This window comes from Novosphingobium lindaniclasticum LE124, from assembly GCF_000445125.1.
In the GTDB taxonomy this organism is placed as follows: Bacteria; Pseudomonadota; Alphaproteobacteria; order Sphingomonadales; family Sphingomonadaceae; genus Novosphingobium; species Novosphingobium lindaniclasticum.
The window spans coordinates 1-26,781 of sequence record NZ_ATHL01000032.1 but is presented as its reverse complement, the minus strand read 5'-3'; the positions used below and the strand labels follow the sequence as shown (position 1 = coordinate 26,781).

The 26,781-nt window shown below is 65.6% G+C and carries 27 protein-coding genes and 1 pseudogene; 22 read left to right on the top strand and 6 right to left on the bottom strand.

Going from position 1 to position 26,781, the window contains the following annotated elements; all coding sequences use genetic code 11:
- Window positions 1–343 (bottom strand): annotated as a pseudogene (locus L284_RS28675) (energy transducer TonB); the annotation flags it as partial.
- A 428-nt stretch (window positions 344–771) separates the two neighbouring features.
- Between L284_RS28675 and L284_RS28670 the strand changes: the two are divergent.
- Together L284_RS28670 and L284_RS28665 are read left to right on the top strand one after the other, a co-directional pair.
- A complete protein-coding gene (locus L284_RS28670) occupies window positions 772–1,605 on the top strand; it encodes a hypothetical protein (RefSeq protein ID WP_235054295.1) in 834 nt (277 codons plus the stop codon).
- Between the two features lie 92 nt (window positions 1,606–1,697).
- Complete coding sequence (locus L284_RS28665) at window positions 1,698–3,005, top strand: homoserine dehydrogenase (protein ID WP_021232729.1); 1,308 nt, start codon at window positions 1,698–1,700, stop codon at window positions 3,003–3,005.
- A gap of 49 nt (window positions 3,006–3,054) precedes the next feature.
- Here the strand turns inward: L284_RS28665 and L284_RS28660 are convergent, their stop codons facing one another.
- Window positions 3,055–3,567 carry a hypothetical protein gene (locus L284_RS28660; RefSeq protein WP_235054294.1) on the bottom strand — a complete coding sequence of 171 codons (513 nt, stop codon included), beginning with the start codon at window positions 3,565–3,567 and terminating at the stop codon, window positions 3,055–3,057.
- A gap of 63 nt (window positions 3,568–3,630) precedes the next feature.
- On the opposite strand from L284_RS28660, the gene glpX reads away from it, so the two are divergent.
- Both glpX and L284_RS28650 read left to right on the top strand, forming a co-directional pair.
- Complete coding sequence (glpX, locus tag L284_RS28655) at window positions 3,631–4,614, top strand: class II fructose-bisphosphatase (protein WP_021232727.1); 984 nt, start codon at window positions 3,631–3,633, stop codon at window positions 4,612–4,614.
- 173 nt (window positions 4,615–4,787) lie between these two features.
- The gene (locus L284_RS28650) at window positions 4,788–5,723 is read left to right on the top strand and encodes a ribose-phosphate pyrophosphokinase (RefSeq protein WP_021232726.1); all 936 of its coding nucleotides are present in this window, start codon (window positions 4,788–4,790) and stop codon (window positions 5,721–5,723) included.
- A gap of 116 nt (window positions 5,724–5,839) precedes the next feature.
- Here the strand turns inward: L284_RS28650 and L284_RS28645 are convergent, their stop codons facing one another.
- The gene (locus tag L284_RS28645) at window positions 5,840–6,784 is read right to left on the bottom strand and encodes a helix-turn-helix domain-containing protein (RefSeq protein WP_021232725.1); all 945 of its coding nucleotides are present in this window, start codon (window positions 6,782–6,784) and stop codon (window positions 5,840–5,842) included.
- Between the two features lie 178 nt (window positions 6,785–6,962).
- On the opposite strand from L284_RS28645, the gene hisN reads away from it, so the two are divergent.
- Window positions 6,963–7,745, top strand: coding sequence for a histidinol-phosphatase (gene hisN / locus L284_RS28640; protein ID WP_021232724.1), 783 nt, complete (start codon window positions 6,963–6,965; stop codon window positions 7,743–7,745).
- 40 nt (window positions 7,746–7,785) lie between these two features.
- Here hisN and L284_RS28635 read toward each other — a convergent pair whose 3' ends face one another.
- On the bottom strand, window positions 7,786–8,475 hold the full coding sequence (locus tag L284_RS28635) for a hypothetical protein (RefSeq protein WP_021232723.1): 690 nt from the start codon (window positions 8,473–8,475) through the stop codon (window positions 7,786–7,788).
- Window positions 8,476–8,782: 307 nt separating this feature from the next.
- On the opposite strand from L284_RS28635, the gene rpmI reads away from it, so the two are divergent.
- The 11 genes from rpmI (at window position 8,783) to L284_RS28580 (ending at window position 20,081) form a co-directional block, all read left to right on the top strand.
- The gene (rpmI, locus tag L284_RS28630) at window positions 8,783–8,986 is read left to right on the top strand and encodes a 50S ribosomal protein L35 (RefSeq protein ID WP_021232722.1); all 204 of its coding nucleotides are present in this window, start codon (window positions 8,783–8,785) and stop codon (window positions 8,984–8,986) included.
- A 13-nt stretch (window positions 8,987–8,999) separates the two neighbouring features.
- Window positions 9,000–9,359 (top strand): 50S ribosomal protein L20, encoded by a 360-nt coding sequence (gene rplT / locus L284_RS28625; protein WP_021232721.1) that lies wholly within the window; start codon window positions 9,000–9,002, stop codon window positions 9,357–9,359.
- 182 nt (window positions 9,360–9,541) lie between these two features.
- Complete coding sequence (locus L284_RS28620) at window positions 9,542–10,393, top strand: helix-turn-helix domain-containing protein (protein WP_160172090.1); 852 nt, start codon at window positions 9,542–9,544, stop codon at window positions 10,391–10,393.
- 81 nt (window positions 10,394–10,474) lie between these two features.
- Window positions 10,475–11,572 carry a phenylalanine--tRNA ligase subunit alpha gene (gene pheS / locus L284_RS28615; protein ID WP_021232719.1) on the top strand — a complete coding sequence of 366 codons (1,098 nt, stop codon included), beginning with the start codon at window positions 10,475–10,477 and terminating at the stop codon, window positions 11,570–11,572.
- Window positions 11,573–11,592: 20 nt separating this feature from the next.
- Window positions 11,593–14,016 (top strand): phenylalanine--tRNA ligase subunit beta, encoded by a 2,424-nt coding sequence (gene pheT / locus L284_RS28610; RefSeq protein WP_021232718.1) that lies wholly within the window; start codon window positions 11,593–11,595, stop codon window positions 14,014–14,016.
- A 124-nt stretch (window positions 14,017–14,140) separates the two neighbouring features.
- Window positions 14,141–15,031 (top strand): aldose 1-epimerase family protein, encoded by an 891-nt coding sequence (locus L284_RS28605; protein ID WP_031341513.1) that lies wholly within the window; start codon window positions 14,141–14,143, stop codon window positions 15,029–15,031.
- Between the two features lie 14 nt (window positions 15,032–15,045).
- Window positions 15,046–15,795, top strand: a complete 750-nt coding sequence (locus tag L284_RS28600; protein ID WP_021232716.1) for an SDR family NAD(P)-dependent oxidoreductase — start codon at window positions 15,046–15,048, stop codon at window positions 15,793–15,795.
- 98 nt (window positions 15,796–15,893) lie between these two features.
- A complete protein-coding gene (locus tag L284_RS28595) occupies window positions 15,894–17,429 on the top strand; it encodes a peptide chain release factor 3 (protein ID WP_021232715.1) in 1,536 nt (511 codons plus the stop codon).
- Between the two features lie 83 nt (window positions 17,430–17,512).
- Window positions 17,513–18,217 carry an endonuclease/exonuclease/phosphatase family protein gene (locus tag L284_RS28590; protein WP_021232714.1) on the top strand — a complete coding sequence of 235 codons (705 nt, stop codon included), beginning with the start codon at window positions 17,513–17,515 and terminating at the stop codon, window positions 18,215–18,217.
- A gap of 149 nt (window positions 18,218–18,366) precedes the next feature.
- Window positions 18,367–18,705, top strand: coding sequence for a P-II family nitrogen regulator (locus L284_RS28585; protein ID WP_021232713.1), 339 nt, complete (start codon window positions 18,367–18,369; stop codon window positions 18,703–18,705).
- Window positions 18,706–18,734: 29 nt separating this feature from the next.
- Entirely contained in the window at window positions 18,735–20,081 is a 1,347-nt protein-coding gene (locus tag L284_RS28580) for an ammonium transporter (protein WP_021232712.1), read from the top strand.
- Between the two features lie 187 nt (window positions 20,082–20,268).
- On the opposite strand, the gene L284_RS28575 is transcribed toward L284_RS28580, so the two are convergent.
- Window positions 20,269–20,697: a TIGR01244 family sulfur transferase gene (locus L284_RS28575; protein WP_021232711.1), complete on the bottom strand. Its 429-nt coding sequence runs from the start codon at window positions 20,695–20,697 to the stop codon at window positions 20,269–20,271.
- 299 nt (window positions 20,698–20,996) lie between these two features.
- Here L284_RS28575 and L284_RS48995 point away from each other — a divergent pair, with 299 nt between their 5' ends.
- From L284_RS48995 to queC, 6 genes are all read left to right on the top strand, one after another.
- A complete protein-coding gene (locus tag L284_RS48995; RefSeq protein WP_031341511.1) occupies window positions 20,997–21,758 on the top strand; it encodes a cold-shock protein in 762 nt (253 codons plus the stop codon).
- A 142-nt stretch (window positions 21,759–21,900) separates the two neighbouring features.
- Window positions 21,901–23,091 carry an aspartate aminotransferase family protein gene (locus L284_RS28570; RefSeq protein WP_021232710.1) on the top strand — a complete coding sequence of 397 codons (1,191 nt, stop codon included), beginning with the start codon at window positions 21,901–21,903 and terminating at the stop codon, window positions 23,089–23,091.
- Complete coding sequence (gene argF / locus L284_RS28565; protein ID WP_021232709.1) at window positions 23,091–24,017, top strand: ornithine carbamoyltransferase; 927 nt, start codon at window positions 23,091–23,093, stop codon at window positions 24,015–24,017. Before L284_RS28570 ends, argF begins: the two co-directional genes overlap by 1 nt.
- Entirely contained in the window at window positions 24,014–24,919 is a 906-nt protein-coding gene (gene hslO, locus L284_RS28560; protein WP_021232708.1) for an Hsp33 family molecular chaperone HslO, read from the top strand. Before argF ends, hslO begins: the two co-directional genes overlap by 4 nt.
- A gap of 57 nt (window positions 24,920–24,976) precedes the next feature.
- On the top strand, window positions 24,977–25,456 hold the full coding sequence (locus L284_RS28555) for a hypothetical protein (RefSeq protein WP_235054293.1): 480 nt from the start codon (window positions 24,977–24,979) through the stop codon (window positions 25,454–25,456).
- A 49-nt stretch (window positions 25,457–25,505) separates the two neighbouring features.
- On the top strand, window positions 25,506–26,201 hold the full coding sequence (queC, locus tag L284_RS28550) for a 7-cyano-7-deazaguanine synthase QueC (RefSeq protein ID WP_021232706.1): 696 nt from the start codon (window positions 25,506–25,508) through the stop codon (window positions 26,199–26,201).
- Window positions 26,202–26,365: 164 nt separating this feature from the next.
- Here the strand turns inward: queC and L284_RS28545 are convergent.
- Window positions 26,366–26,781, bottom strand: a 416-nt coding sequence (locus L284_RS28545) for an OmpA family protein (RefSeq protein WP_021232705.1), incomplete at its 5' end; no start/stop codon positions are given.

Here is a 26,781-nt window from a genome sequence, read left to right as displayed (position 1 = left end):
GGGGAGCGGGCGGAGCCGCGGTCGTGATCACCACCGGCGGCGGCGGCGGAGCCGTGACCACGGTCTGCACCGGCGGGGGGGCCGGAGCGATGTTGATCGGCGGCGGAGGCGCGACGATCGGCGGCGGCGGAGCTTCTTCCTGCTTCGGCGGCGGCGGCGGCGGCTCTTCCTCCTTCGGTTGTTCTTCCTTGATGTCGACTGTGGTCACCTTCTTGATGACCTGTTGCGCAGCCTGGTAGGCCAGGCCCGTGACGAGCGCATAGCCTACAAAGACGTGGATCAGCGCAACAATGACAAGCGCGGTAATCTTGTTACCGCTCATTTGCTGGTCAGCGTAAGCCATTCAAACGCATCACTCCATTATCATGCCCCGGAAAAGCCCGAGCAGGACGTGTCCAAGGGCGTCCATGGGACCTGCCCGGAAGCACGACCCATGACGAAACTCCAAATTACCCACCCTGACGGCTGACAGTCAGCCCATCCGTAAACTTTTAACGGGAGGCGAACCGCGGGGCTTGTTCGTTTTTTTGCCCCAATTTGCGAGTTTCCTTAGCCCGACAGTTGCACCTGTGCAACGCCTTATCGGCGCGTCAACGGTTAACGGTCAATTCAGGGCTGATAAGTTCCAATCCACAAGGGGAGATTTTGTCGCCGTCCCCAAAGCCGGTATAGGCTGGCATTTTTCCACGGAGAGTTCCCCCGATGTCCTCTAATCTGCACCGAGTAATGGCGAACCTAGTAGGAGTTGCGCTCGCTGTGCAGGCGGTTCCGGTGCTCGCACAGGGGGTAACCGGTGGCATTGCCCAGGATGCGGCGAGCGGCGACCTGACCCAGGCCGGCGGCCCGACTTTTGCGGATATCGCCGATCTTTCCGAATCGGCCGGGCTGGTTGTGAAGGCCCGGATTCGCAAGATGGTCCGCGTGGAGGACGAACGCGCGCCCGGCCTGGCCCCGGGGATGGGGCGCTTCTACATGACCGGGCAGACCCAGGCGCTGATCGCCGGAAATGCGCCGATCGGCGAATCGTTCGTCTACCTGGTGGACCTGCCGCTCGATGCCAGAGGCAAGGCGCCCAAGCTCAAGAAGCAGGACGTGCTGCTGTTCGCCCGCGCCGTGCCGGGCCGTCCCGGCGAGCTGCAACTGGTCACGCCAACCGCCCAGCAGCTCTGGAGCGAGCAGGCCGAAGCCCGCGTTCGCGGCATTCTGCAATCGCTGCTTTCCGGCAACGCCCCCGTCAAGATCACCGGCGTTCGCGAGCTGATGTACGTTCCGGGCAATCTGGCCGGGCAGGGCGAGACGCAGATCTTCCTCAACACCAAGGATGGTTCGGCCGCGTCGATCACGGTCCGCCATGAGCCGGGCGCGCCGCCGGCCTGGGGCGTCTCGTTCTCCGAACTGGTGGCGGATGTCGGAAACCCGCCCAGGCCCGAGACCGTCGAGTGGTATCGTCTGGCCTGCTTTTTGCCGAGCGCGCCGCCGCCGGGGACCAACGTGGCCGAAGGCATCGAAGAGCGCCGTCAGGCCGCCGCCGATTACCAGACGGTGCTGGCGGACCTCGGCGCGTGCCGCCGGGCGCTGGGCCAGGGAGCGAAAGCCGCAGGCTGAAATCCGGAGGCTGGGTTTTATCCCAGTGTCATGCGAAGGTACTGGAATTTCGCCGTGGGCTACCCTAGGGCCCGATCCCGAAAGGGTTGTCCATGGTTGAACCGCTGAATATTGCGCTGGCCGGTCTCGGCACCGTCGGAACGGGCGTCGTCCGTCTTATCGAGACCAATGCCGAACTTATTGCCCGCCGCGCGCGTCGGCCCATTCGCATCGCGGCGGTCAGCGCCCGCGATCGCACCAAGGATCGCGGCGTCGATCTCTCCCGCTACGATTGGGAGGACGATCCCGCCGCGCTTGCCGCACGGTCCGATGTGGACGTCGTGGTCGAGATGGTCGGCGGTTCGGACGGTCCGGCGCTGGCGCTGGCGCGCGGTGCCATCGGGAAGGGCAAGGGGCTGGTTACCGCCAACAAGGCGATGATTGCGCATCACGGGCTGGAACTGGCCTCGGCTGCCGAAAAGGCAGGCGTCGCGCTCAAGTTCGAGGCTGCGGTTGCGGGCGGCATCCCGGTCATCAAGGGGCTGAGCGAGGGCGCTGCCGCCAATGCCATCGAGCGGGTCTATGGCATCCTCAACGGCACCTGCAACTACATCCTCTCCACCATGGAAGACACCGGCCGCGACTTCGGGGACGTCCTCGCGGAGGCGCAGCGCATGGGCTATGCGGAAGCGGATCCGACCTTCGATGTCGAGGGTATCGATGCCGCGCACAAGCTGTCGATCCTGGCGGCGATCGCCTTCGGTTCACGCCTGCGCTTCGATGCGGTGGAGACCACCGGCATTTCGCGCGTGAAGGCGGCCGACATCGAGCAGGCCCGCTCGCTCGGCTATGTCATCCGCCTGCTGGGCATGAGCGAGATCGACAGGACGGACGGCACCGCCCGCCTGTTCCAGCGCGTCCATCCGCACCTCGTGCCCTTCGACCACCCGCTCGCCCATGTCGACGGCGCAACCAATGCGGTCGTGGCCGAAGGCAACTTCATGGGCCGCCTGCTGTTTCAGGGGGCAGGCGCCGGTGACGGGCCGACCGCCAGCGCGGTCGTGGCCGATATCATCGATATCGCGCGCGGCGAGAAAGGCGCGGCCTTCTCGATGCCGGAAGGCGAACTGGAAGCGATGGAACCGGCCGAGACCGGCCATCGCCGCAGCCGCAGCTACATCCGCTTCGCCGTGCCCGACCGTCCGGGTGTGCTGGCCGAGATCACTGCCGCCATGCGCGACGCGGGAGTCTCGATCGCCAGCATGATCCAGAAGGGCGAAGACGCGCAGACCGGCGAGGTGATCCTGGCCATGGTCACGCACGAAGGCCCGGAATCGGCCGTGACCGAGGCGCTGCGCATTCTCGATGGATCGCAGAGCCTCGCGGTTCGGCCGCTGGTGATGCAGATCATCGAAGGCTGAGACAAAGCGGGCGCCGCCGTGCGCCCGTTTCCCGGCTAGATCCCTACGGTCAGTCGGCGCGCATTTCGCCCTTGGCGATCTTGTCCGCGTCCGACCCTGCCGGCGCTTCGGGAATGGATTTCAGATCGATCAGGTACGGCTTTTTCACTTTGCCGAAAGTAGCCGTGGCCTTGCCCTTGAAGATGCCGTTTCCAGCCACGTCGGGTGGGGTGAGCCGGCCGTCGTTCAGCGCCTGATCGGACAGGGGATCCTCCTGAGAGGTGGACTGGACGCGGTACTTGTCCTCGTCCGGGGCGCAGACGACGATTTCGCCCGGCTTGGCATTGCGCGAATCGCGCAGGCAGCGTTGCCGCGCCGGCTCGGGCGTGGCCCGGCCCCTCGCCCCCATCATCCGCTGGGCGATGGCGCGGTCTTCATCGGAAACGGAGCCGTTGGCCGAGGCCGTCGACGCGGCGCCGGTCTGGCGGGCGGCACCGGCGGTACTTCCGCCAGTCGGCTGAGCAATCGCGGGCGCGGCCGCTAATAATGAGATTGCGAACAGTAACCGCCAACTTCTCGACAAGTGAAAATCCTCTGTATAAGCCGCTCTCAGAACCTTTCTTCCTGGGATTAATCCAGAGTGAACATGCCTGAAAACAAGACGCCCGCAAGTAAAGTTCTCGACCGTGTGCTGGTCCTCGAAATGGTCCGCGTTACCGAGGCTGCTGCCATCGCGGCATCGCGCCTGGTGGGGCGCGGCGACGAGAAGGCGGCAGACCATGCCGCAGTTGAAGCAATGCGCAAGGCCTTTGATACGCTTTACATGGACGGCACCGTCGTGATCGGCGAAGGCGAGCGCGACGAGGCGCCGATGCTGTTCATCGGCGAAAAGGTCGGCGGCGCGCCGGGCAGCGGGCCGAAGATCGATATCGCGCTCGATCCGCTGGAAGGTACGACGATCACCGCCAAGGCTGGGCCCAACGCGCTTGCGGTGCTTGCCGCCGCCGAGGCGGGAGGACTGCTCAACGCACCGGATGTCTACATGGAGAAGCTGGCCGTGGGGCCGGGCTATCCCGAGGGCGTGATCGATCTCAACAGGACGCCGACCGAGAACGTGTCCGCCGTCGCCGCCGCCAAGGGTGTGCGGCCGGACGAGATCATCGTCTGCGTGCTCGACCGTCCGCGACATGCCGATCTGATCGAGGAACTGCGCGAAATCGGCTGCGGCATCCACCTCATCCCCGACGGCGACGTGGCGGGCGTGATCGCGGTGACCGACGAGGACACCACGATCGACATCTACATGGGTTCGGGCGGAGCGCCGGAGGGCGTCCTGGCGGCGGCGGCGCTGCGCTGCGTCGGCGGCCAGATCCAGGGCCGGCTGCTGTTCCGCAACGAGGACGAGCGCAGCCGCGCCCGCAAGTGGGGCATCCAGGACCTGGACAAGATCTACACTCTGAAAGACCTCGCCAAGGGCGACTGCATCTTCGCGGCCACTGGCGTCACCGACGGCTCGCTGCTCTCGGGTGTGAAGCGGCTCAAGGGCGGCAGGATGACCACCGAAAGCGTCGTCATGCGCGCCAGTTCCGGCACCGTTCGCTGGATCAAGGGCGAGCACCGGGATCGGTAGCGCAACCAGTTGTCTGGTCAATACAAAGGCCGGTTCCGGGTTGTCCGGTGCCGGCCTTTGCGCAGGGATCGCGCGGTGACGGCCGACGCTTTCTGTTGCAATCCGATGACTCATGGCTAGAGGCGACCGCGTCCAGCCTAACCCATCACCACAAGCCGTCTCGGGGATTCGCAATGAAGATCATGTCCGGCAACAGCAACCTTCCGCTCGCACGCGCGATCGCGGGATATCTTGAGCTGCCGCTCACCGATGCGGCCGTGCGCCGTTTCGCCGACGAGGAGATCTTCGTCGAAATCCACGAGAACGTGCGCGGCGAGGACGTGTTCATCGTTCAGCCCACCAGCTACCCGGTGAACGACAACCTGATGGAGCTGCTGATCGGCATCGACGCGCTGCGTCGCGCCTCGGCCAAGCGCATCACCGCCGTGATCCCCTACTTCGGCTACGCCCGCCAGGATCGCAAGCCGGGACCGCGCACGCCGATCTCGGCCAAGCTCGTCGCCAACCTGCTGACCGAAGCCGGTGCCGATCGCGTCCTCTCGGTCGACCTGCATGCCGGCCAGATCCAGGGCTTCTTCGACATCCCCACCGACAACCTCTTCGCCGCGCCGGTCATGGCGGCCGACATCCAGGCGCGGTACGGCGATCAGTCGCTGATGGTGGTCTCGCCCGACGTCGGCGGCGTGGTGCGCGCCCGCGCGCTGGCCAAGCGCCTCGACAACGCCCCGCTGTCGATCGTCGACAAGCGCCGCGACAAGCCCGGCCAGTCGGAAGTCATGAACATCATCGGCGACGTCAAGGGTCGCGCCTGCATCCTGATCGACGACATCATCGATTCGGGCGGCACGCTCTGCAACGCCGCGCAGGCGCTGATGGACGAGGGCGCCACCAGTGTCACCGCCTACATCACCCACGGCGTGCTCTCGGGTGCAGCGGTTTCGCGTGTCACCAACTCGGCGCTCAAGGAACTGGTGATCACCGATTCGATCCAGGCCACCGAAGCCGCGCAGCAGTCCGACAAGATCCGTATCCTGACGATCGCGCCGCTGATCGGCGAGGCCATCCGCCGCATCGCCGACGAAAGCTCCGTCTCCAGCCTGTTCGACTGATCCGCGATCAACTTCCGGCGTAGTCCGGGGCCGTGATCCGTCTTCAAGGCGCGTCCTCTTCGTGAGGGCGCGCCTTTGTTCCATGTGGAACTTTTTTTAAGTGATCCGGGCTCGCGCTATTGCCAGGGACGCGCCTGCCCGGGCTGCAGCCGCTGCAAGGCCTCCAGCCGCCGCGCCTGCCGGGATTCGAGCGTGAGCGTAAGGATCGGCTGCGGAGTCTGCGCGAACTGGCGCGGGGGCATGCCGAACAGCTCGGTGAACTCGTGGATGCAGTGGCTTTCGTCGTAGTAGCGCAGCGCCATCTCGTCCGCTTCGTCCCGGTCGGCCACGCCGCGCAGGTAGCTGGCCATGTCCAGGGCGCGGGCGCGGCGAAGCACCTGCTTGGGCGGCATGCCGAAATCGCGGTTGACCACCCGCTCGAGCTTGCGCCGCTCGACACCGCAGGCCGCCGCGGCCTTGGCGACCGACATGGCGGGATCGCGGTAGCAGATCCCTTCGAACAGGGCGCTCACCGGATCGGGCGGGCGGCAGGCCGCTTCCCGGATGCGCTCCCGCAGGATCGCTTCCAGCGCGAGCAGCCAGGTTTCGGGATCGGCGCCCGGTTCCAGCGCCGCCATGATGCGGTCCGGCGGGATGGCCACTACGTCGGTGGAGCTCAATCGATCGAGATGATCGCTCAGGCGCGGCCCTGCCAGCGCTGTGCAGGCGCCGGGGCGAAAGGCCAGTCCCAGGCTGATGAAGCTTCCGGTGACGCGGATCGGCATGCGCCGGGACTGGGGGCCGAAGAACAGCGCGGCGTTGCCTGCCTCGACCCGCCCGGAGGCGGTCTCCGCTTCCCATAGCCCGGCAAGTTGGATGCGCAGAAATGCGGTATCGTCGAAAAGGCCGCATTGGACGGCGTAGTCGATGGGGGCAGCGACTTTGGCGACGTAGAGCCGCGATATCCAGGGGGCGAGGTCGGGCGCGGGCGCACGATTGTAGCTGAGCGGCTGACCGTCCTTTGTCACCCCCTGTTCCGGCGCGATCGCCCCATCGATCGCCGGCCGTACTTTCTGGTACATGGCCCCTGCTTCCCACCCCCTCTTTTGTCGACGGCCCATCACCTGGATAGGAAAGCGCCGGAGCGGCCGCAACCTGGTAAAAACCATATGTTTGCGGTTTTTTCCGCCCCTTGCTGGTAGGGTTTCTCTGCCGATGCTCCCTTGACCAGTGATCGCCAGGGCGGGCAAAGCTGGGGGCATGAAACTCGATAACGACATCGCCCTTGCCCTTCGCCTTGCCGACGCCGCGGGAGAAGCGATCCGCCCGCACTTCCGCTCCGGCGTCGGGGTGGAGCGCAAGGGCGATGCCTCGCCGGTGACCGTGGCCGACCGCGCGGCCGAGGAAGCCATCCGCCGCATCCTCAAGGCGGAAGTCCCGCGCGACGGCGTGATCGGTGAGGAATTCGGCAGCGAGGAGGGCTCCTCGAACCGGACCTGGGTACTCGATCCGATCGACGGCACCGTCTCGTTCATCGCCGGGCGCCCGATCTTCGGCACCCTTATCGCCCTGCTGGTGGATGGCTGGCCCGTGCTGGGCGTGATCGATCAGCCGATCCTGGGCGAGCGCTGGGTCGGCGCAAGCGGCTTCGCCACCACCTTCAACGGCAAGGAAGTGCGCACCCGCGCCTGCCGCGAACTTTCGGACGCCATGCTGGCCACGACGGGCCCGCACTACTTCGACGACCACCAGGGCGAGCACTTCATGGCGCTGGCCGCCAAGACCGACCACAAGCGCATGGTCATGGGCGGCGACTGCTACAACTACGGATTGCTGGCCAGCGGCCACCTCGACGTGGTCTGCGAGGCGGGTCTGAAGCTGCACGACTGGGCGGCGCTCGTCCCCATCGTCGAGGGTGCGGGCGGAACGATGTGCGACTGGAACGGCGAGCCGCTCCATGCCCAGTCGGACGGCCACATCCTGGCGCTGGGAGATCCGGCGCGGTTGGAGGACGTGGTGGACGCGCTCGACTGCCACCACTGAGGGAGCGAGGCGCCGTTCGCCAACGGCGCCTCGCGGCTCGTCAGAAGCGGTAGCCCAGCGTCAGCTGCAGCACGGGATAGACTTTGTAATCGTCGATATCGTCGTTGACGCTCTGGCGTTCGGCTTCGAGATCGGCGGCCAGCGCGGCGCAAGGACCGATGCTCGAATCGGCGCAGACGCCGGTGACGGTGAGCGGCTTTACCTTCACGCTGCCCTGGAACAGCGCGCCGGCCTCGATGCCGAAGGTCACGCCCTTGGACAGACCGCCGCCGTAGCCGAGCGTCAGAGCGGGCGCGACCTTGTTGATGTCCGTCTCGGCATGGAGCATGCCGATCTCGGCGGCGCTGTATGTCGTGCCGCCGATCGTGTAGCTGGCGCCGTCGTTGGGGCGGCCGGTGCCGCGGGCCTTGTTACCGTTGACGCGCAGTCCGCCCGAAATGCGGAAGCCGCCGCCGAACGGATAGACGTCGATCATGGCACCGCCCGAGCGCAGCTTCAGGTCCGCATCGTAGCGGATGTCGTCCGAATGGATGTCGTGGCCGAAGGAGAAGAAGGTTGCATTGGCGCGAAGGCCGATGTTCTCGGACAGGCGATAGCCGAGTTCGGGGCCGATGCCGAGCGTTCCGGCAGTGATGCCGGCGCTGACGCGGCCTTCGCCGTCCTTGGCGAGAGCGGGAGCGGAGCCCAGCGCCGCGGCGATGATCAGGGCTGCTCCGAGAGATGCACGCACGTATTCGTTCCTTCCGGTATCAAGGCGAGATTGCCTGTCCCGCGGCCGGGCGGCCGGGGCTCGTCTCATTGTAGAGGTCGCGGCGGGCATCCGGTCGCGGCGGGGGCTCTACCGCGGGTGCAGGTTCTGGGTGCAGGGCGGGGAAGAACGCGTGCCTCGTCTTCTCTCTTGCCACGCTGCCCTTCTCCCACTAAAGGCGCGCCCTTCAATCGACACGGTTGAGTCTTTACCAAAGAGATTCGCGCGTCCGCCTGGCGAAAAGGGCTGCCATGGCTGACCGGACGTGTCCCTGTGAAAGGAGACGAAAATGCCCAAGCTGAAGACCAAGAGCGGTGTGAAGAAGCGCTTCAAGCTCACCGCCACCGGCAAGGTGAAGCACGGCGTCGCCGGCAAGCGCCACCGCCTGATGAGCCATAACGGCAAGTACATCCGCCAGAATCGCGGCACCGAAGTCATTTCCGACGCCGATGCCAAGACGATCAAGAAGTGGGCGCCCTACGGGCTCAACTGAGGAGTACTGACCTATGAGCCGTATCAAGAGGGGCGTAACCACCCGCGCCAAGCACAAGCGTATTCTCGAACAGGCCAAGGGTTACCGCGGCCGTCGCAAGAACACGATCCGCGTTGCCCGCCAGGCCGTCGAAAAGGCCGGCCAGTACGCCTACCGCGACCGCAAGATCAAGAAGCGCACCTTCCGCGCTCTGTGGATCCAGCGCATCAACGCTGCCGTCCGCGCCGAAGGCCTGACCTACTCGCAGTTCATGCACGGCGTTAAGCTCGCCGGCATCGAGCTGGATCGCAAGTCGATGGCCGACCTCGCCATGAACGAGGGTTCGGTGTTCTCGGCCGTGATCGCTCAGGCAAAGGCCGCCATCCCGGCCTGAACCGTCGAAGCCGGCGTCGGAACGCCGGCCTCGCGGATCGCGCGATGAAAATCCGGGGCGTGGGTGCCAGTCACCCACGCCCCGTTTTTTTGGCGTCCGGGCCGCCGTTTCGCTCATTTGCGCTTCCCTTGCGGTCTGTTACCAGGGGCAGGAGAGTGCTTCGGCACGAAGACAGACAGGGCATGACAGCAAGGCGCGTCGTCATACAATATTGCCCCGTGCCTGCGGGGCTGGACCGGTACGTCTCGGTCCTGTTCTACTGCGAAATCGATATGGGCGAAGGCGAGCGTCTCCATGACGTGATGCCGCCCGATTGGGCTTCGCTACGGTTCCACTACGGCGCGCGAGCCGAAGGCAGGATGCGCAGCGGTTCGAAGATCGAGGGCGCCGGCTTCACCGTTGCCGGGCCGCGCTCGCAGGAAGTGCGGATTTCCCTGGGTATGGCGCGCCAATGGGGCTTCCGTCTGACCCCGCTGGGCTGGGCCGCATTGGTCGGCGTTCCGGCGCATCTCTACGCCGACCGGCTCGCGGACGGCGAGCAGGATCCCGTTTTTGCGCAGTTCCAGCCGCTCTACGATCTTCTCAAGACGTCCGCGTCTCCCGGGCAGCAGCTGGATCTGCTCATCGCCCACCTTGAAGCCATGCCGCGCCGTCCGGTGCCGCATGAGGCGCTGATCCTGGCGATCTGCAACGCCGTTGCCGACCCGGAGATCCGCTCCGCCGCCGACCTCGCGGCGCGGGTCGATACGCATCCGCGCAAGCTCGAACGGATCTGCCGCGCCGCCTTCGGCTTTTCTCCCAAGCTGCTGCTGCGCCGCCAGCGCTTCCTGCGCAGCATAGAGCAGTTCGCGCGGGAGCCGAAGGGCAAGTGGATCGGCGCGATCGACGCGGCCTATCACGATCAGGCGCAGTTCGTGCGCGATTTCCGCGCGTTCATGGGCATGACCCCGCGGCAGTACGCCCTACTCGACAAGCCGATAACCGGACCGGTCATGCGCGAGAGTGTCCGCCATGGCAGGGCAGGCGGTAGATAACCTGTCCGCCGTTGCGATTTGGCCGCCGTCCCCTTAAGGACCGCGCTTCCAGATATTCAGCAACAGTCAGGCAGACCACCAGTGGACTACGCAGCAACCGGCCAGGAGGCGCTCTCGCGGATTGCGGAAGCATCCGATCTCGATACGCTGGAGGCGCTGCGCGTCGAATTTCTGGGCAAGCAGGGCTCGATCTCCGGCCTGCTCAAGACGCTGGGCAAGCTCGATCCCGAAGCGCGCAAGGTCGAAGGGCCGAAGATCCACGGCTTGCGCGAAAGCGTGAGCGACGCGCTCGCCGCCCGCAAGGACGCGCTGGAGACGGCGGCGCTGGACGCCCGTCTCGCAGACGAGACGATCGACCTTTCGCTGCCCGCACCCGAAGCGCCGCGCGGCACCGTGCACCCGATCTCGCAAGTGATGGACGAGATTGCCGAGATCTTCGCGGACCTTGGCTTCTCGGTCGCCACCGGGCCGGAGATCGAGGACGACTGGCACAACTTCACCGCGCTCAACATGCCGGAAAGCCACCCGGCGCGCGCGATGCACGATACGTTCTACTTCCCGGATCGCGATGCGCAGAACCGCGAGATGCTGCTGCGCACGCACACTTCGCCGGTGCAGATGCGCACCATGCTCCAGCAGGGCGCCCCGCTGCGCATCATCGCGCCGGGCCGCGTCTACCGCTCCGACAGCGACGCCACGCACACGCCGATGTTCCACCAGGTCGAAGGCCTGGTGATCGACAAGCAGGTCCACCTCGGCCACCTCAAGTGGACGCTGGAAACCTTCCTGAAAGCATTCTTCGAGCGTGAGGACATCGTTCTGCGCCTGCGCCCCAGCTATTTCCCCTTCACCGAACCCTCGGTGGAAGCGGACATCGGCTTCACCCTGATCGACGGCAAGCGCGTGATCGGCGGCGACCCGTCGAAGGGCGAGGGCGGCTGGATGGAAGTGCTCGGCTCGGGCATGGTCAACCGCCGCGTCATCGAATTCGCCGGGCTCGATCCGAACGAATGGCAGGGTTTCGCCTTCGGCATCGGCATCGACCGCCTGGCCATGCTGAAGTACGGCATGGACGACCTGCGCGCCTTCTTCGACGGCGATGTGCGCTGGCTCTCCCACTACGGTTTCTCCGCCCTCGACGTGCCGACCCTTTCGGGCGGCGTTGGCACTCCGGCCTGAGCGCGGGAAGGATCTAGAAAATGAAGTTCTCGCTTTCCTGGCTCAAGCAGTACCTTGAGACCGACGCCTCGCTTGAGGATATCGCCCTGAAGCTCAACGCCATCGGCCTCGAGGTCGAAGGCATCGAAGACCCCGCCGCCAAGCTGGCCGGCTTCCGCGTGGCAAAAGTGCTGACGGCGGACAAGCATCCGCAGGCGGACAAGCTGCAGGTTCTCACCGTCGATACCGGCGAGGGCGTGCTTCAGGTCGTCTGCGGCGCACCGAATGCCCGCGCGGGCCTTGTCGGCGTGCTCGGCCTTCCGGGCGCTACGGTGCCCGCCAACGGCATGGTGCTGAAGGTCGCCGCCGTGCGCGGCGTCGAATCGAACGGCATGATGTGCTCCACACGCGAGCTGGAACTGGGCGAAGACCATGACGGCATCATCGAACTGCCCCAGGATGCGCCGGTCGGGACGCCTTTCGCGGACTACCACGGCGCCGATCCGGTGATCGAAGTCGCCATCACCCCCAACCGCCCGGACTGCATGGGCGTCTACGGCATCGCGCGCGATCTGGCCGCCGCCGGCCTCGGCACGCTGAAGCCGATCGAAGTGCTGGACATCGCCGGCAGCTTCCCCTGCCCGGTCGAGGTGCGTACCGACGATGCCGAGGGTTGCCCGGCATTCTATGGCCGCGTCATCAAGGGCGTGAAGAACAGCCCCTCGCCGCAGTGGCTGCAGAAGCGCCTGAAGGCCGCGGGCCAGCGTCCGATTTCGGCGCTGGTGGACGCCACCAACTACATCATGCTGGCCTATGGCCGCCCGGCGCATGCCTATGACCTGGCCAAGCTGAACGGGGCTGTCGTCGCGCGCCGCGCCAGGGATGGCGAGACGGTCGTCGCGCTCAACGAGAAGACCTATACGCTTGACGCCGAAATGACCGTGATCGCCGATGATTCGGGCGTGCACGACATCGCCGGGATCATGGGCGGCGAGCATTCGGGCTGCGGTGACGAGACGACCGACGTCCTGCTCGAAATTGCCTACTTCGATCCGGAGCGCATCGCCAGGACCGGCCGCAAGCTCAACCTTACCTCAGACGCGCGCAGCCGTTTCGAGCGCGGGATCGATCCGAATTTCCTCGATACCGGCCTCGATCACTTGACGCAGCTGATTCAGACGCTGTGCGGCGGTGAAGCCTCGCAGACGGTGCGCAGCGGTGCGGCCCCGGCCACGCCGAAGATCGTCCACTTCGATCCGGCGCTGACCGAGAAGCTCGGCGGTGTTCGCATCGAAGAGGCCGAACAGCAGCGCATCCTTGAGAGCCTGGGCTTCTCGGTGGTCGCCGAGCAGGCGAACTTCGACAAGGCCTGGGCCGTCACCGTCCCCGGCTGGCGCCCCGACGTCGATGGCGCGCCTGACATCGTCGAGGAAGTCGTCCGCATCCACGGCCTCGACAAGGTGACCAGCGTCGCCCTGCCGCGTGCGGACGGTGTCGCCCGTCCGACCGCCACCCCGACCCAGGCACTGGAACGCCGCGTTCGCCGTGCCGCTGCCGCGCGCGGTCTGCACGAGGCGGTCACCTGGTCGTTCCTGCCCTCCGCCGAGGCCGGTGCCTTTGCGGACGGCGCAAATGGAAATGGGGGCGCCCTGTGGTCGCTGGCCAACCCGATCAGCGAGGACATGAAGGTCATGCGGCCTTCGCTGCTGCCGGGCCTGCTGATGGCGGCCAAGCGCAACCTCGATCGCGGGGCTTCGTCACTGCGCCTGTTCGAACTCGGCCGCCGCTATCTGCGCGGTGAGGGCGGTGCGAGCGATGAGCGCCTTGCACTCGGCTTCGTGCTGGCGGGCGAGAAGGTCTCGCGCGGCTGGGCAACGGGCAAGGCGGCGACGTTCGACGCCTACGATGCCAAGGCCGAAGTCACCGCGCTGCTGGCCGAAGCCGGCGCTCCGGTCGAGAAGCTGCAAGTGATGGGTGAGGCTGGTTCGCAGTTCCACCCCGGCCAGTCGGCTACGCTGCGCCTTGGCCCCAAGAACGTGCTGGCGCGCTTCGGCATGCTGCACCCTACGGTCGCCAGGCAGTTCGACATCGAAGGCCCGGTGGCCATGGCCGAGATCTACCTCGACGCGATTCCCGGCAAGAAGGGCGCCGCCACCTTCGCCCGCACCCGCTATGCGCCCCCGGCGCTTCAGGCGGTGACGCGCGATTATGCGTTCCTCGTGCCGGCAGAGCTTGCTGCAGGCGACCTCGTCCGCATGGTGGCGGGCGCGGACAAGGCCAACATCGTCTCGGCCCGGCTGTTCGATGACTTTCGGGGGGCAGGCGTTCCCGAAGGCCAGAAGTCGCTCGCGCTGGAAGTCACACTCCAGCCGCTCGAAAAGAGCTACAAGGAGGAAGACCTCAAGGCGATCAGCGACAAGGTGACAGCCGCCGCCGCCAAGCTGGGCGCGGTGCTTAGAGGGTAATGTAATGCGTCGTTCCGGACCTGACCCGAGACCGCTGGCGGCGCCTTGCTCGCGAGGAAGTGCCTAAAGAACTGACAGCGGTCCCGGATCGAGTCCGGGACGACGGAAATTCAGGAGAGAGCCGGTGACTGACGTGGAATTCGTGACCATTTCCTCCGGCGACCTCACGGCGCGCATTGCCTTGTTCGGAGCCGAGCTCTGGTCGCTTGCCGACCGCGCCGGCCGCGAATACATGACCGACGCCGATCCGGCGTTCTGGACCGGCCATGCGCCGATCCTCTTCCCGATCGTCGGCGCGCTGAACGGTGATCGCTACCGGCTGGACGGCAGCGAATATGAATTGCCCAAGCACGGTTTCGCGCGGCATTCGCTGTTCGAAGTGGTCGAAACCGCGCCCGACCACGTCCGCCTGCGCCTTCGCGACAGCGCGGAAACCCGCAAGGTCTATCCTTTCGCCTTCGCGCTCGATCTCGAATTCCGTCTCGAAGGCATGAGCCTGCGCACCACCGCGACCGTCACGAACGACGGCGGCGAGGCCATGCCCTTCAGCTTCGGCTATCACCCCGCCTTCGCCTGGCCGCTCCCCGGCGGCGCCGCCAAGGCCGACCACACGATTGCCTTCGAGCAGGGCGAACCCCAGCCGATCCGCCGCATCGACATGCCGACCGGCCTCGTCCTGCCCGAGCCGGTAGCCACGTCCGTGGAAGGGCACCTGCTCACGCCCGACGCCGCACTGTTCGAAACCGACGCGCTGATCTGGGACCGGCTTGCCAGCCGCTCGCTCACTTTCGGGGCGCCGGGCGGCACGCAGCTTGCCGTCGCTTTCCCGGACACGCCGATGCTGGGCATATGGCAGAAGCCCGGCGCGAACTATCTCTGCATCGAACCCTGGCAGGGCATCGCCGATCCGCTCGGCTACACCGGAGACTTTCGCGCCAAGCCGGGCGTGCTCTCGCTCGAGCCTGGCACCAGCCGCAGCTTCCGCATGGACGTCAGCGTCCTCACCGCCGATTGAAGGAGACTTTCCCGATGAAGACCGCACTCGTGACCGGCGCCACGTCCGGTATCGGTGAAGCCTGCGCCCGTGCTTTCGTGGCAGCGGGCTGGCGCGTGATCGGAACCGGCCGCCGCGCGGAACGCCTGGACGCGCTGAAGGCCGAACTGGGCGCCGACACGTTCCACGCGGCCGTTTTCGACGTGCGCGACGAAGCGGCGCGCGATGCCGCCCTGGCCGCTCTTCCGGCCGAGTTCGCCGGAATCGATTGCCTCGTCAACAATGCCGGCCTCGCACTCGGCACTGAACCGGCCCAGAGCGCCTCGCTCGAAAGCTGGAAGACGATGATCGACACCAACGTCACCGCGTTGGTCTCGCTCACCCACAAGCTGCTGCCCGCGCTGGTCGAGCGCAAGGGTGCGATCGTCAACCTGTCCTCGGTGGCGGCGACATATCCTTATGCCGGCGGCAACGTCTACGGCGGCACCAAGGCCTTCGTGCACCAGTTCTCGCTCGGTTTGCGCTCGGACCTTGCGGGTACCGGCGTGCGCGTCACCTCGATAGAGCCGGGCATGGTGGAAACCGAATTCACGCTGGTCCGCACGGGCGGCAACCAGCAGGCCTCGGACAATCTCTACGGCGGCGCGAACCCGATGACTGCGGAGGACATCGCCGGAACCGTGCTCTGGGTCGCCACCCTGCCGGCGCATCTCAACATCAACACGCTGGAACTCATGCCGGTGAGCCAGTCCTTCGCCGGCTTCCAGGTCGCGCGTGGGGGCTGAAGCGGGACAGCCGGTCCGGGTAGGGGAAGGGGGCAGCCACGTTTCCCCTTCTATCTGGCCCCTTTCCATCTTGCCCCGCGGCCACTAATAGCGCGCCGATGAGCAACGTCCCCCACCAGTCCCGGCGTACCTTCGCGATCATCTCGCACCCAGACGCCGGTAAGACCACCCTGACCGAGAAGCTGCTGCTGCAAGGCGGCGCGATTCACCTGGCAGGGCAGGTCAAGGCACGCGGTGCCGCGCGGCGCGCGCGGTCGGACTGGATGAAGATCGAGCAGCAGCGCGGCATTTCCGTGACCAGCTCGGTCATGACCTTCGAGCGCGACGGGATCACCTTCAACCTGCTCGATACGCCGGGTCACGAGGACTTCTCGGAAGACACCTACCGCACGCTTACCGCGGTGGATTCGGCGATCATGGTGATCGACGCCGCCAAGGGCATCGAGCCGCAGACCCGCAAGCTCTTCGAGGTCTGCCGCCTGCGCTCGGTGCCGATCATCACGTTCATCAACAAGGTGGACCGCGAGGGCCGCGCCTGCTTCGACCTGATGGACGAAGTGGCCGACATGCTGGCGCTCGACGTCTGCCCGATGTCCTGGCCGGTCGGCATGGGCGGGCTGTTCGAGGGCATTCTCGATATCGAGAGCGGCAAGATCAGCCGTCCCGAGGGTGCGAGCAAGGAGTTCCTCGGCAAAGTCGACGAGGGCGCGACCCTGCCCGACGCCGTGGCGGAAGAACTCGAACTGGCGCAGGCCGGTTATCCCGAATTCGACGTCGAGGCCTATCGCGGCGGCGACCTCACCCCGGTCTACTTCGGCTCGGCGCTCAAGAACTTCGGCGTCACCGAACTGATCGACGCGATCGAAAAGTTCGCGCCGCCGCCGCGCCCGCAGCCCTCGAACGAGGGCACGATCGAGCCGGACAACAAGGAAGTCACCGGCTTCATCTTCAAGGTCCAGGCCAATATGGACCCGATGCACCGTGACCGCATCGCCTTCATGCGTCTGGTCTCGGGCACCTTCAAACGCGGCATGAAGCTGACTCCGTCGGGCCTCGGCAAGCCGATCGCGGTGCACTCGCCGATTCTGTTCTTCGCCCAGGACCGCGAGATCGCGGACAATGCAGAGCCGGGCGACATCATCGGCATTCCCAACCACGGCACCCTGCGCGTGGGCGACACCCTGTCCGAGAAGAACCAGGTGCGCTTCACCGGCCTGCCGAACTTCGCCCCGGAAATCCTGCGCCGCGTGGCGCTGAAGGATCCGACCAAGACCAAGCAGCTGCGCAAGGCGCTGGACGATTTGTCGGAAGAGGGCGTGATCCAGGTGTTCTACCCGGAGATCGGCTCGCAGTGGATCGTCGGCGTGGTCGGTCAGCTCCAGCTCGACGTGTTGATCAGCCGTCTCGAAGCCGAATACAAGGTGGAAGCCGTGCTGGAAGGCTCGCCCTTCGATACTGCGCGCTGGATCAAGGGCGACGACAAGACGCTGCGCGACTTCGGCGAGTTCAACAAGATGAACCTCGCCAAGGACCGCGACGGCGACCCGGTGTTCATGGCCCGCTCCGCCTGGGACGTCAGCTACCAGCAGGAACGCAACCCGGACCTGACCTTCAGCGCGACCAAGGAACGCTGATCCCCACGTCCGGGACGACGAACAGGGAACCGCATGCTATTGCGGCGGATTGCTACGCTATCCCATTGGCCGGAAGTCCTTCGTTGCAGATCAAGTTCGCCAGCTACAACATCCACAAGGCCGTCGGTCTGGACCGGCGGCGCGATCCCGAACGCATCCTGACGGTCCTGCGCGAGATCGACGCCGACGTCGTCGCCTTGCAGGAAGTGGACCGGCGGTTCGGCCGCCGCATGAGCGCGCTGCCGCTCGATGCGATCCATACCACGACCGACTACGTGCCGGTCCCGCTGTCGATGAAGCCGGACAGCCTCGGCTGGCACGGCAATGCCATCCTCGTGCGAAAGGGTATCGATCTGCTCGAAGCCGAGGCGGTCCCCCTGCCGGTGCTGGAGCCGAGAGGGGCTATCCGCGCGGATCTCTCAATCGAAGGTCATCGTTTCCGGGTCGTTGGCATGCACCTCGATCTCTCGGGCCTGCGACGCCGGTTGCAGGTGCGAAGCGTGCTCGCCCATGTCGACGGCTGCGAGAGCGACGTTCCGACCGTGATGATGGGCGATCTCAACGAGTGGTCCGCCGGTGGCGGCTGTTTCCGGGAGTTCCACGAGCCCTGGCACGTTCTCGCGCCGGGCCGCAGCTTCCCTTCTCGGCGTCCCCTGGCCAGGCTCGACCGCATCATTGTGTCGCAGCAATGGTCGATCCTGGGAACGAATGTGCATCATAGCCCGCTCGCGGCGATAGGATCGGACCATCTGCCGGTGTTCGCTTCTCTGGAGCTGCCTAAAAAATAGGCAACTGCTCAGGAATCGAGCTATACATTATGCTGCGCTTGCGTCGGCCTGAGTAACTTCACCCGGAAACGTGCCGGTGAACAAGTTGGCACGCCCTTTGCTTATCCAGTTTCAACCGGCGCGGGGTCGGTGAGAAACAGGGGATAGGCATGAAGTTCATCATAGCCATCATCAAACCCTTCAAGCTCGACGAAGTTCGGGAAGCGTTGGGCGCGATTGGGGTTGCCGGGATGACCGTGACCGAGGTGAAGGGCTTCGGGCGCCAGAAGGGTCAGACCGAAATCTATCGTGGGGCCGAGTACTCGACCAACATGCTCCCGAAAGTGAAGATCGAAGTGGCCGCGCCGGACGATCTGGCGCCGAAGATCGTGGAAACGATCCAGCAGGTCGCCAGCACCGAAGCCATCGGCGACGGCAAGATCTTCGTCCTCGACCTTGCCTCTGCCGTGCGCATCCGCACCGGCGAGTCCGGGGACACCGCGCTTTGAACGGCGCTTTCGACAGGAGGGAAACCACGATGAACCGCAAGATTCTTTGCGGCGCGGGCGCACTGGGTGCGTCGCTGTTCGCCGCCATGCCTGCCTGGGCGCAGGAAGCCGCCGCCGCGCCGGCGCCCGTGCCCAACCCCGGCAACAACGCCTGGATGATGACCTCGACCCTGCTGGTCCTGCTCATGATCATCCCCGGCCTCATGCTGTTCTACGGCGGCCTGACCCGCTCGAAGAACATGCTGTCGACGATGACGCAGATCGGCGCCGCCGCCTCGCTGGCGATGGTGCTCTGGGTCGTCTACGGCTACGGCCTGGCATTCGGCCCCGAGGGCAATGCCTTCATAAGCTGGGGCAAGTTCTTCCTCGCCGGCGTAACGCCCGACAGCACGGCGGCGACTTTCAGCGATGAAGTCATCAGCGAATACATCTTCATCTCCTTCCAGATGACCTTCGCCGCGATCACCCTGGCCCTGGTGCTGGGTTCGACGGTGGAGCGCATCAAGTTCTCGGCGGTGATGGTGTTCGGCATCGTCTGGCTGACCATCGTCTACTTCCCGATCGCGCACATGGTCTGGGCAGCCGGCGGCTTCCTGTTCGAAGGCAAGATGTTCGGCACCGAACTTCCCGCCGCCCTCGACTTCGCCGGCGGCACCGTGGTCCACATCAACGCCGGTATCGCCGCGCTGGTGGCCGCCATCATCCTCGGCAAGCGCAAGGGTTACCCGCAAGAACCGATGCCCCCGCACTCGCTGACGCTGACCATGGTCGGCACCGGCCTGTTGTGGGTGGGCTGGTTCGGCTTCAATGCCGGTTCGGCGCTGGAAGCCAACGGTTCGGCCGCGCTTGCCATGATCAACACTTTCGTCGCCACCGCTGCTGCGGGCCTGGCCTGGATGGTCACCGAGCGTCTCGCCGGCCACAAGGGTTCGGCTCTGGGCTTCTGCTCGGGCATCGTCGCCGGTCTCGTGGCGGTGACGCCGGCTGCCGGCAACTCCGGCCCGTTCGGTGCCCTGATCCTGGGCGCGGTCGCTTCGGTCGTCTGCTTCTTCGCGGTCAGCAAGCTCAAGCCGATGTTCGGCTATGACGACGCGCTCGACGCTTTCGGCGTCCACGGCGTGGGCGGCATCGTCGGCGCCATCGGCACCGGCATCGTCTATTCGCCTTCGCTCGGCGGCCCCGGCGGCGCCGACTTCTCGATGGGCTCGCAGGTCGCCACGCAGGTCATCGCGGTCCTGGTCGCCATCGTCTGGTCGGCTGTCGGCACCACGGTCGCCGTCCTCATCGCCAAGGCAGTCACCGGCCTGCGGGTCGCTCCCGAGGTCGAACTCGAGGGTCTCGACATCGGCGAGCACGGAGAGCGCGCCTACAACTGATCTCAAGTTTGGCGGCGGCGGGTACTTCCAACTCTCCTACGACCCGTCGCCGCCTCCCGTCGTTCCTCCTGCGAACACAAACTTGAAGGGCCGGAGCCAGCCGCTCCGGCCCCTTTTTTGTGCCGTTTCATCATCCAGAACGCTGGTGTTCAGAAATCTCGGGCTGCGGCACTGTCGCCGGGAAAGCTCAGCCGCCTGCGGCGAACATGTCGATCAACTGGCGGATGGGCGAGACGTCGTAGCCTGCCGCAGCCGCCTTGGACGCGATCACCGAGGGATTGTCGCCGGCCTTCGCCCGCGCAAGCGCCCAGAGCAGCGTGGAGCGCGTGCCGGACCGGCAATAGGCCAGAACCGGACCTTGTGCGCTGTCGAGCGCCTCCGCCATGGCGTCGACCTGGGCCTGGCTGAAGCCGCCGTGGCCGACCGGGATGGCGACGTAATCGATGCCTGCCGCCCGTGCTTCCGCCTCGATGACCTCGCCGGGAACCTGATCGTCGCTCTCGCCTTCCGGGCGGTTGTTGACGATCCGTACGATCCCCAGGGCTTTCGCCTCGGCGATGGCGGCGGTGCCGATCTGCGGGCTGGCGAAGACGGTTTCGGTTATCTGGCGGAACATGAAAGCGAGTCTCCGGGTTGAGGCGGGCCGTTTGAGGTCGGTTCGGCCCGAAAACCGTCCGCGTCAAGAGGGCCGGTCCCGCGAAAAGCAAGCCGGAACGTCGTGGAAATGCGATATTTCGTCGTTTTGGCGGGAAAATGGCCCTTAATTGTGTTCGCCATGTGGCAGAACCTCGTGTATGACTCGCGATTGCAGGTAGGAACCGGCTTGGCCCGGCTGTCCTGTCTGCCGCCCGGCACGGTTCGTCCACGTTTCCGGGTTCATGCTTTTTGGGGCGCAGCGAAGGTACGTTCGTAGACATGGGTTTTGACAGAGGTCGTCGCGGAAGGGGACGCGACAAGCGCGATGGTGGTTTTGGGGAGAACGAGTTCGATCCGTTCTTTGCCGGCCAGGATCGTTTCGGTGGCGGTGACCGGTTTGGCGGCGGCGGCGATCGCTTCGGCGGTGGCGGCGATCGCGGTGGTTTCGGCGGCGGTGATCGCTTCGGCGGCGGCGGCGGTGATCGCGGCGGTTTCGGCGGCCCGCGCGGCGGCGGTGGTGGCTTCGGCGGCCCGCGCGGCGGCGGCATGCCTGCCCAGGTCGTCGGCCAGGGCAAGGGCGTCGTAAAGTTCTTCAACGGCGCCAAGGGCTTCGGCTTCATCCAGCGCGATGACGGCGGCGAAGACATCTTCGTGCACATCAGCGCCGTGGAGCGTGCCGGCCTCGAAGGCCTGGCTGAAGGTCAGCAGCTCGAGTTCCAGCTCGTCGATCGCGGCGGCAAGATTTCGGCCAGCGAACTCGTCGTCGTCGGCGACGTGATCCCCGTAGCCAAGCGCGAACCTGCACCGCAGCGTCAGCTGACCGGTGAAAAGGCCAGCGGCACGGTGAAGTTCTTCAACTCCATGAAGGGCTTCGGCTTCATCACCCGTGATGACGGCCAGCCGGACGCATTCGTTCACATCAGCGCAGTTGAGCGTTCGGGCCTCGGTGCCTTGAACGAGGGCGATCGCGTGGAGTTCGACATCGAGGTCGATCGACGAGGCAAGTACTCGGCGGTCAACCTGGCGCCGCTCCAGGCTTGATCCAGCCCGCAACGTCCTCGGTTGTTTGACCGAGGGCCTGCAAACGCCTAAAAGCGCGCAAATGGCGGTCCGGATAGGGCCGCCATTTGTCGTTTGCGATTCCCGTTCTCACTTCACTGTTTCGTTATCGAGGAATTCCGTCATGTCGATCACACCACTGATGCCCGTGTACCCCCGGTGCGGCGTTCGGCCCGTTCGCGGCGAACACTGCCACCTCATCAGTGAAGACGGCCGCCGATTCCTCGATTTCGCCAGCGGCATTGCCGTGAACCTGCTGGGCCATTCGCACGCAGGGCTGATCGGTGCGATACAGAAGCAGGCCGAGACGCTGATGCACGTCTCCAATCTCTACGGCAGCCCCCAGGGAGAGGCGATCGCGCAGCGCCTGATCGAGCTGACCTTCGCAGACACCGTATTCTTCACCAATTCCGGTGCGGAAGCGGTGGAGTGTGCGATCAAGACGGCGCGCGCCTATCACCAGCATGTCGGGAACGACCACAAGTACGAGCTGATCACGTTCAAGAACGCCTTCCATGGCCGCACGATGGCCACGATCAGCGCGTCGAACCAGGAAAAGATGCACAAGGGCTTCCTGCCTTTGCTGGCAGGCTTCAAGTACCTGGAGTTCAACGACCTGGAAGCGGCCAAGGCTGCCATCGGCCCCAACACTGCCGGTTTCCTGGTCGAACCGATCCAGGGCGAAGGCGGCATCCGGATCGCTTCCAATGAGTTCCTTCAGGGCCTGCGCGCGCTGTGCGACGAGCATGATCTCATGCTGATCCTGGATGAAGTGCAGAGCGGCGTCGGCCGCGCCGGCACGCTCTACGCCTACGAGCAGTTCGGCATCGCACCGGACATCCTGTCTACGGCAAAGGGCATCGGCGGCGGCTTCCCGGTCGGTGCCTGCCTGGCCACTGAAAAAGCGGCCCGCGGCATGGTCATCGGCGCGCACGGTTCCACCTACGGCGGCAATCCCTTCGCGATGGCGGCGATCGGCGCAGTGCTTGATGTCGTTTCGGACGAAGGCTTCCTCGCCGACGTGCGCGCCAAGGGTGAGCGCCTGCGCGGCCGGCTGGAGCAGTTCATCGGCAATTATCCCGAGCTGTTCGAATCCGTCCATGGCCGGGGCCTGTTCATCGGCATCAAGCTGAAGATCGAACCGCGGGCTTTCGTGGCCCACATGCGCGACAACCATCAGGTCTTGACGGTTTCTGCTGGCGACAACGTGGTGCGCGTGCTGCCGCCGCTGGTGATCGACGACAGCCACATCGACGAATTCATGGACCGGCTGTCGGCTGCGGCTGCAAGCTATCAACCGGAAGAGGTCGCCTGATGAGCCGGGATTTCGTAGACCTGAGCGACGCCGGCGGTTCCGTCCTGGCCGCCATGATCGATGACGCCATCGACCGCAAGGCAGCGCGCAAGGACTGGCCAAAGGGCAAGCCCGATGCCGATGCCCCGCTCGCCGGACATGTCCTCGCCATGATCTTCGAGAAGAACTCGACGCGAACGAGAGTCTCGTTCGACATGGCGATGCGTCAGCTTGGCGGCAGCGCGCTGATCCTCGAATCCGGATCCACGCAGCTCGGCCGGGGCGAAACCGTTGCGGACACTGCGCGTGTGCTCAGCCGCATGGTCGATGCGATCATGATCCGTACCGACGATCACGCCAAGATCGAGGAACTTGCGCGTCATGCCGACGTGCCGGTGATCAACGGCCTGACCGATCTCTCGCATCCCTGCCAGATCGTCGCGGATCTGCTGACCATCGTCGAGCGCGGATTTTCGCTGCCGGGGCTGCAACTTGCCTGGCTGGGTGACGGCAACAACGTCGTCAACTCGCTCATCGAGGCCGCTGGTCTGATGAAGTTCACCGTCCGCATCGGGGGACCGCTCGGCTACGAGCCGGACGCCGGCTTCGTGGAGCGCGCGCGGGCGGCCGGCGGCGAAGTGATCTTCACGCAGGATCCTGTGGAAGCCGTTCGCGGCGCTCAGGTGGTCGTGACCGATACCTGGGTGTCGATGGGCCAGGTCGGCGGAGACGTTCATGTGGCGGCGATGCAGCCCTACCAGGTGAATCCGGCGCTCATGAGCGCCGCCGCCGAGGACGCGATGTTCCTGCACTGTCTTCCCGCCCACCGCGGCGAAGAAGTGACCGACGACGTGATCGACGGGCCGCAATCGGCAGCCTGGGACGAGGCCGAGAACCGGATCCACGCGCAAAAGTCCGTGCTGCTCTGGGCGCTGGGCAAGCTGTGAGCGACGATCTGCCCCGCACCGACGACACCGGCTTCGATCGTGTCCTGGCCTTCACCGTACCCGCGCGCCATGCGCGCGGGCGGGTCGTGCGGCTGGGGCCGGTGCTGGAAACCGTGCTGTCGGCGCATAGCTACCCCAAGGTCGTCAAGCATGTCCTGGCCGAAGCGCTGGTGCTGACCGCGCTGATGGGGTCGCTGCTGAAGGAGGAAGGAGCCCAGCTCACCTTCCAGGCCCAGGCCGAGGGCGGCGCGGTCGATCTGCTGGTTTGCGACTATCGCGGCGGGGAACTGCGCGGCTACTTGCGGCACGATCCGGCGCTGGTCGACAGGCTGGAAGAAGACTGCTCGCTGGAAGCGATGTTCGGCAGCGGTTATCTGGCGATTACCTTCGATCTGGAAACCTCGAAGGAACGCTATCAGGGCGTCGTGCCCTTGGAAGGGGCTTCCCTGGCGGAAGCCTGCGAGAACTACTTCGCCCAGTCCGAACAGCTTCCGACCCTCATCCGGGTCTCGGTTCGCTCCAATGGCGAGCGATGCGTGGCTGGCGGCATGCTCGTGCAGCATCTGCCCGACGGCGAGGAAGGCAAGGAGCGGCTTCATGCCAAGGAGGCGCATCCCGACTGGGAGCATGTCTCCATCATGTCGCAGAGCATTCAGCCGGCCGAACTGGTGGATCCGGTGCTCAATCTCGAGCAACTGGTGTGGCGGCTGTTCCATGAGGAAAGCGAAGTCAGGGTGGAACCGCTGGAACCGCTGGCGCGTGGATGCCGTTGCTCGGTGGAATACTATCGCAACATCCTGGGCCGCTTTCCCGAAAGCGAGCGCATCGACATGCGCGATGAGACCGGAATGGTGCCGGTCGATTGCGCATTCTGCTCCAAGATCCTGCACGTACCTGTCTGATCCCATCATCCCAACGACTGGCTTGTCTTGTCGAGGGGGAATGCCGATATGGGTCCCATGACAATGCTGCAGGTGCGAAATCAGGCGCGCGGACCGAAGGCTTCGGTTCGCAGGCCCTCCTTCCGATCCGGCCGGCTGGCCAGAAGCGGTCTGCTGGTGCTGGCAGGCGGCGCGGCGCTGATGCTGGGCACTGAGGCGACCGGCCAGAAGCGGTCGCTGGAGATGCTGGACCAGCTCGAGCCGGGATCCTGGGAACTGCGGGAGCACGGCACTGGCGGCAGCGCCGGCGATATCTGCATTCGCAGCGGGCGCCAGTTGATCCAGCTGCGCCATCCGGGCCTCAATTGCAAATCGGTGACGGTCGAGGATTCGCCGACAGAAGTGGTGGTGCAGTATATGTGCGCGGGCCAGGGCTATGGCCGGACGCGCATCCGCCGCGAGACCAATGCGCTGGTCCAGATCGATTCCCAGGGCATCGTCAACGGCCAGCCGTTTGCCTATGCCGGCGAAGGCCGCCGCGCGGGCGCCTGCCGCTGAGTCCAAGGCCAAGGTTGTCATCGCTTCCACGAAAGCCTAGCGCAGGCCGATGCAGCATTCTCCAGATACCGTAGGCCGCAAGGCGGTCGTTCTTCTTTCCGGCGGTCTCGACTCCATGGTCGTTGCCGGCATGGCGCGCGAGGCGGGCTATGCCGTGAATGCCTTGACCATCGACTATAACCAGCGCCACCGCTGCGAGATCGACTCGGCTCGCACGATCGCCGCGTTCGTGGGGGCGGAGCGTCACGTTATCCTGCCGCTGGACTTGCGGCAGTTCGGCGGATCGGCGCTGACCGACGATATCGACGTACCCAAGGACGGCATCGGCCCCGGCGTTCCGGTGACTTATGTTCCTGCCCGCAATCTCGTATTCCTGTCGCTGACGCTGGCCTGGGCGGAAGCGATCGGCGCGACGGACATCTTCATCGGGGTGAACGCGCTGGACTACTCGGGCTATCCCGATTGCCGGCCGGAGTTCATCGCCGCGTTCCAGGATATCGCGCGGCTGGCAACGAAGGAGGGCGACCAGGGCGCCGATTTCAAGATCCATGCACCGCTGCAATTCCTGGGCAAAGCCGATATCGCCCGTGAGGCCGATCGTCTGGGCATGGATGCGGGCATGAGCTGGTCCTGCTACGACCCCCAGCCGGGCGATCTGGCTTGCGGCGAATGCGACAGCTGCCGTCTGCGCAAGGCCGGCTTTGCGGACGCGGGGCTGACGGATACTACGCCTTACGCCGTCTGACCCTTCCGCGGCAGCTTTCGACAAATCAACGTCCGGCGGATCGCCGGGCGTTTTTTTGTGCCCGACGTCGGCTTCCGGCGAACCGATCTCGCAAAAGACGATGGGCAAAAGAAAAGGGGGCCGGATTTCTCCGACCCCCCAATCTGTAACCGTTGCCGGTTCGCTTACATGCCCGAACCCGGACCGTAAGTGATCTCGACGCGGCGGTTCTGCAGCTCGCGCACGCCGTCAGCAGTCGGGACGCGCGGGTTGGCTTCACCGAAGGCCTGGCTCGAGATCGAGCCGTCGGGGATGCCGTGGCTGGTGAGGTACGCACGGACCGCGTCGTTACGACGCGACGACAGGCCGAGGTTGTACTTCGGGGTACCCGAACGGTCGGTGTAACCGGCCAGCATGATCGGAACGCTGTTGCAGTTGCCATAGGCACTGACGGCGCTGTCGAGGATGGTGGCGGCTTCCGGCGTGATGTCCGACTTATCCCAGTCGAAGAACACGATGTACGGACCCTTGTTGCATTCCACGACCGGCGGAGGCGGCGGCGGGGGCGGCGGGGGAGGCGGCGGCGGGGGCGGCGGCGGGG

Excerpts from the sequence above, each read along its gene's own strand:
- L284_RS28665 (WP_021232729.1), top strand. The coding sequence starts at position 1,698 with ATGGTTGAACCGCTGAATATTGCGCTGGCCGGTCTCGGCACCGTCGGA.
- glpX (WP_021232727.1), top strand. The coding sequence starts at position 3,631 with ATGCCTGAAAACAAGACGCCCGCAAGTAAAGTTCTCGACCGTGTGCTG.
- L284_RS28650 (WP_021232726.1), top strand. The coding sequence starts at position 4,788 with ATGAAGATCATGTCCGGCAACAGCAACCTTCCGCTCGCACGCGCGATC.
- L284_RS28645 (WP_021232725.1), bottom strand. The coding sequence starts at position 6,784 with ATGTACCAGAAAGTACGGCCGGCGATCGATGGGGCGATCGCGCCGGAA.
- hisN (WP_021232724.1), top strand. The coding sequence starts at position 6,963 with ATGAAACTCGATAACGACATCGCCCTTGCCCTTCGCCTTGCCGACGCC.
- rpmI (WP_021232722.1), top strand. The coding sequence starts at position 8,783 with ATGCCCAAGCTGAAGACCAAGAGCGGTGTGAAGAAGCGCTTCAAGCTC.
- rplT (WP_021232721.1), top strand. The coding sequence starts at position 9,000 with ATGAGCCGTATCAAGAGGGGCGTAACCACCCGCGCCAAGCACAAGCGT.
- L284_RS28620 (WP_160172090.1), top strand. The coding sequence starts at position 9,542 with ATGACAGCAAGGCGCGTCGTCATACAATATTGCCCCGTGCCTGCGGGG.
- pheT (WP_021232718.1), top strand. The coding sequence starts at position 11,593 with ATGAAGTTCTCGCTTTCCTGGCTCAAGCAGTACCTTGAGACCGACGCC.
- L284_RS28600 (WP_021232716.1), top strand. The coding sequence starts at position 15,046 with ATGAAGACCGCACTCGTGACCGGCGCCACGTCCGGTATCGGTGAAGCC.
- L284_RS28595 (WP_021232715.1), top strand. The coding sequence starts at position 15,894 with ATGAGCAACGTCCCCCACCAGTCCCGGCGTACCTTCGCGATCATCTCG.
- L284_RS28585 (WP_021232713.1), top strand. The coding sequence starts at position 18,367 with ATGAAGTTCATCATAGCCATCATCAAACCCTTCAAGCTCGACGAAGTT.
- L284_RS28580 (WP_021232712.1), top strand. The coding sequence starts at position 18,735 with ATGAACCGCAAGATTCTTTGCGGCGCGGGCGCACTGGGTGCGTCGCTG.
- L284_RS28575 (WP_021232711.1), bottom strand. The coding sequence starts at position 20,697 with ATGTTCCGCCAGATAACCGAAACCGTCTTCGCCAGCCCGCAGATCGGC.
- L284_RS48995 (WP_031341511.1), top strand. The coding sequence starts at position 20,997 with ATGGGTTTTGACAGAGGTCGTCGCGGAAGGGGACGCGACAAGCGCGAT.
- L284_RS28570 (WP_021232710.1), top strand. The coding sequence starts at position 21,901 with ATGTCGATCACACCACTGATGCCCGTGTACCCCCGGTGCGGCGTTCGG.
- argF (WP_021232709.1), top strand. The coding sequence starts at position 23,091 with ATGAGCCGGGATTTCGTAGACCTGAGCGACGCCGGCGGTTCCGTCCTG.
- L284_RS28555 (WP_235054293.1), top strand. The coding sequence starts at position 24,977 with ATGACAATGCTGCAGGTGCGAAATCAGGCGCGCGGACCGAAGGCTTCG.
- queC (WP_021232706.1), top strand. The coding sequence starts at position 25,506 with ATGCAGCATTCTCCAGATACCGTAGGCCGCAAGGCGGTCGTTCTTCTT.